General features: G+C 69.6%; 3 protein-coding genes. All 3 read right to left on the bottom strand.

Translation table 11 applies throughout. From position 1 onward, the window contains the following. Nucleotides 1–45 precede the first annotated feature (45 nt). The 3 genes from ACE5CZ_RS05575 to ACE5CZ_RS05565 are packed head-to-tail and all read right to left on the bottom strand — an operon-like array spanning nt 46 to nt 3,574. A complete protein-coding gene (locus ACE5CZ_RS05575; protein ID WP_374946348.1) occupies nt 46–1,515 on the bottom strand; it encodes an NtaA/DmoA family FMN-dependent monooxygenase in 1,470 nt (489 codons plus the stop codon). Next, nucleotides 1,512–2,735 (bottom strand): LLM class flavin-dependent oxidoreductase, encoded by a 1,224-nt coding sequence (locus tag ACE5CZ_RS05570; protein ID WP_374946347.1) that lies wholly within the window; start codon nt 2,733–2,735, stop codon nt 1,512–1,514. Before ACE5CZ_RS05570 ends, ACE5CZ_RS05575 begins: the two co-directional genes overlap by 4 nt. Beyond that, nucleotides 2,732–3,574, bottom strand: coding sequence for a DUF1684 domain-containing protein (locus ACE5CZ_RS05565; protein ID WP_374946346.1), 843 nt, complete (start codon nt 3,572–3,574; stop codon nt 2,732–2,734). The genes ACE5CZ_RS05570 and ACE5CZ_RS05565 overlap by 4 nt, the downstream gene beginning before the upstream one ends. Nucleotides 3,575–3,817: the final 243 nt, after the last annotated feature.

Raw genomic sequence — 3,817 nt, 5'->3', positions numbered from 1 at the left:
CCATGGCTCCGCCGCCCACCACGACGACGTCGGCGCGGGTGACCACTAGGCCGAGGCCAGCGCCGCGGCCGTCGAACGTGTCGGCGCAGCTGGCGCAGCCGGCGCAGACGCCGCAGCTGGCGCAGACGGCGCAGACGCCGCAGCTGGCGCAGACGCCGAGCGCGGCACGGCAGGCAGCCCCAGCGTCTCGTGCAGCGTCGCGTTCTCGTCGTAGTCGGTTCGGTACACGCCACGCTCCTGCAGCTCGGGAATGACAAGGTCGACGAACTCGTCGAGGCCGGTCGGGTTGGTGTTTCCCACGATAACGAAGCCGTCGGAGGCATCCTCCTGCACATGCCGGTTGATCGTCTCGGCAACGAAGACCGGCGTGCCCACGAAGGTGTGCTTCGCGGCGAACGAGATCACGAGCTCGCGAATAGACCAGCCGGATGCCGCGGCCTGCTCGCGCCAGGCGTTGGCCGTGGCGATCGGGTCGGTGTGCACGTAGGCCCGGCCCTGGGCGCCGCCCTCCGACGTGACGACAGGGTCGATCGACGGCAGCGGACCCTCGACGTCGTAGCCCGACAGATCGGTGTTCCAGACCTGTTCGAGAAAAGACAGAGCGGTCTGCGGGCTCACCTGCAGGCGCGAGATCTCGCGCGAGCGCTCCAGCGCCTCGGCGTGCGTGTCACCCAGGATGAAGGTGGCGGCGGGCAGAATCTTGAGTGAGTCGCGGGGGCGACCCGCGGCATCCAGTCGCCCTTTCACGTCGTCGTAGAACGCGCGCCCGGCCTCGAAGTCGGCGTGCCGCGAGAAGATCACGTCGGCCGAGCCGGTCGCGAAATCGCGGCCGTCGGGCGAATCACCCGCCTGCACGATCACCGGATGCCGCTGCGGGCTGGGCGGCAGGGTCGCGTAGCCGGTCACATCGAACTGCGGGCCGTGATGGTCGACGAGCCCCAGACCGGAAGTGCGCACGAACTGCCCCGAGGACTTGTCGGCGACGATCGCTCCGTCGGCCCAGCTGTCCCAGAGTTGCGACGCCACGTCGAAGAACTCGCTCGCTCGGCTGTAGCGCTCGGCCAGTTCGAGAAACTGTCCGCGGCGAAAGTTGGCCCCGTGGAACGCGTCAGATGTCGTCACGATGTTCCAGCCCGCGCGGCCCCGGCTGAGGTGGTCGAGGGTGGCGAGCTGACGTGCGAGCTCGTACGGCTCGTTGAACGTCGAGCTCAGCGTTCCGACCAGTCCGATGTTCGAGGTGACCCCGGCGAGAGCGGCGAGGATCGCGAGGGTGTTCGGGCGGCCGACCACGTCGAGGTCATGGATGAGGCCGCGCGTCTCGCGCAGCCGCAGGCCCTCGGCCAAGAACAGGAAGTCGAACTTGCCGCGCTCGGCGTTCTGCGCGAAGTGCCGAAACGACGAGAACGCGATCTGACTCTGGCTTCGCTCGTCGCTCCACACTGTCGTGTTGTTCACGCCGGGAAAGTGTGCGGCGAGGTGGATCTGCTTGACGGGTCGGGCGGGGAGAGTGGTCATCGGCTGGCGCTTTCGATCGGTTCGGCAGAGTAGCGGTTCGAGGCGACGGCCAGGCCGAGGCGCTCGCGCAGCGACGACGCCGACTCCGGCCGCTCGAGCACTCCCGTGTCGGCCAGCACGGGCACAACGCCGCGGGTGACGCGCTCGAGGTCGAGCGGCAGGCGGGCGGGGCGTAGGCGCACGCCGGTGACGCCGGCCTGCTGCCAGCGCAGCAGCTGGGCGGCCACGTTCTCGGCCGTGTCGGCCAGAATCACGGCGTCGGATGCGTAGGGCGAGCCGTGCAGGTCGTCGAGCGTCGCGAGGGCCGCGACGGCCGCGTCGCGAGTGTCCTCTACGAGCACGACCGCCTCGGTCCAGACGCGCAGCGGTTCGGGAACGCGTCTCTCGACGGCCAACTCCGCGTCGCCGAGCTCGCCGAAAATCTGCTCGAGGTGCTCGTCGGAGTGCGGGGTGATGCCCACGATGTCGGCCTGGGCGACGGCGAGTTCATACGGCACCGTCTGGTGCGCCAGAACGAAGACGACCGGCTGGCCCTGCGGCGAGCGCGGCACGATCGACGGTCCCTTCACGCTGAAGTCACAGCCCTCGAAGTCGATGTAGTGCAGCCGGTCGCGGTCGACGAAGCGGCCGGTCGAAACGTCGCGGATCACGGCGTCGTCCTCCCAGCTGTCCCAGAGCCGGCGCGCGACCTCGATGGCATCCGCGGCCTCGCCGAACAGGTGCCGGAAGACGGCGGCCTGCTCGTCGTCGAGACCGCGCACCGGGTCGAGCACCGGAATCTCGCGGCGGCCGACGTGGGCGGCCTCGTGGGAGCGGCCCGACACCTGCACCCGCCATCCGGCCCACCCCTCTGAGACGTGATCGAGCGTCTGGATGCCCGTGGCCGTGTGAAATGGCTCGGTGTGCGTGGTGGTCACGGTCGGCACGATGCCGATCGATGGCACCTGCGCCGCGATCGTGTTGGCCAGCAGCAGCGCGTCGAGCCGGCCGCGCGCCTCGTCGCCGCGAAGCTCGATGTCGCCGTAGCCACCGGTCTGCAGGCCGAAGGAATCCTCGATCGTAACGAGGTCGATGCCGGCAAACTGCGCCTCGACGGCGAGCGAGACCCAGTACTCGGGGTCGAACAGGGCTTCGGGGCGCGCGGTGGCGTCGCGCCACGCGGCCGGATGCCAGCCGGCCCCGTCGAGTGCGATGCCGAGGTGGAACGGCGTGCGGGTCATCGCGGTGCGCCTTCCGTTGCGGTGCTCGGATGCAGCGGCGTCTTCTCGCCGGCCTCGATGCCGATGGGCAGCCTGTTCTCGGCCGGTGGCAACGGGCATGTGGCGAACTCGGTGTAGGCGCAGGGCAGGTTCGTGGACCGGTTGAAGTCGAGCACGACGCGGCCCGCGGCATCCGGCGCGTCGATCAGCAGCGAGCGATTGGCGGCGTACGTCGTCTTGCCGCTCGTCGCGTCGGTGAACAGCACGAACAGGGTGCCGGGCGTCGGCCCGTTGAAAGCGGTGAGCGAGAACTTCTCGCCCTGCAGTTCGAACTCGATCACCCCGGGGGAGTCGTAGACGTGCTCGAGCCCCTCCGAGACGCTGCCGACGGTCACGGGCCTCGGCTCGTCGAACGGGCGGAACGTGCCCTCGGCGGCCCAACGTCGGTTCGGCGGGTAGGCGGGGGTGCCCGGGTAGTCGACCAGCGTCGGGTGCGACGGATGCCGCGGGCGCACGATGTCGGCACCTCCGCGCCGGCCCACCTCGATCTCGGTCCCGCCCGCGTGCACCGTGACACCGCCGCGCTCGGGAATTACGCCGAACTCGTAGGTGGCGGGTTCGGCGCTGCCCGCAATGGTCTGCCCGTCGACGACGATTTCCTCGCCCTCCGCCAGCGAGACCACAGGTCCGGCGGCCGATGTCGACCACTCGCCCGGCGCATCCGGGAATCTGGTGGGGGTCTCGTCGAGCCAGTTGAGGCTCGTGATGGCGAGAAAACCGTGCGGGTCGGCGCGGTGCTTCTCGTGGGCGTCGTGCCATGCCTGCCACTCGGTTGCGAAAGTGATTGTCTCTGTGCTCATGTCTTCACGCTACGAACGGTTTGCGCATCGGGGGAGCTCAGGCAGACACAGAAGGTCACGCACGCAACAGGGCGTAACGTGGCTTGACTGCATCCGCCCGTCTCAGATCACCCAGTGCGGGCCTACGGCCGGGGCCACCGGGGCCTGACGGACAGGCTTCGTCAGGTGCAGGTGGCCGCGCAGGGTCTTCGCGTCGTAGCCCTCATGCACGAGGCCGCGGCGGATCAGCTCGGGAACCACGTG

It is taken from the genome of Agreia sp., from assembly GCF_964263775.1.
Classification (GTDB): Bacteria; Actinomycetota; Actinomycetes; order Actinomycetales; family Microbacteriaceae; genus Agreia.
The sequence above is the reverse complement of the archived record's forward strand: the minus strand, read 5'-3'. Positions and strand labels throughout refer to the sequence as shown.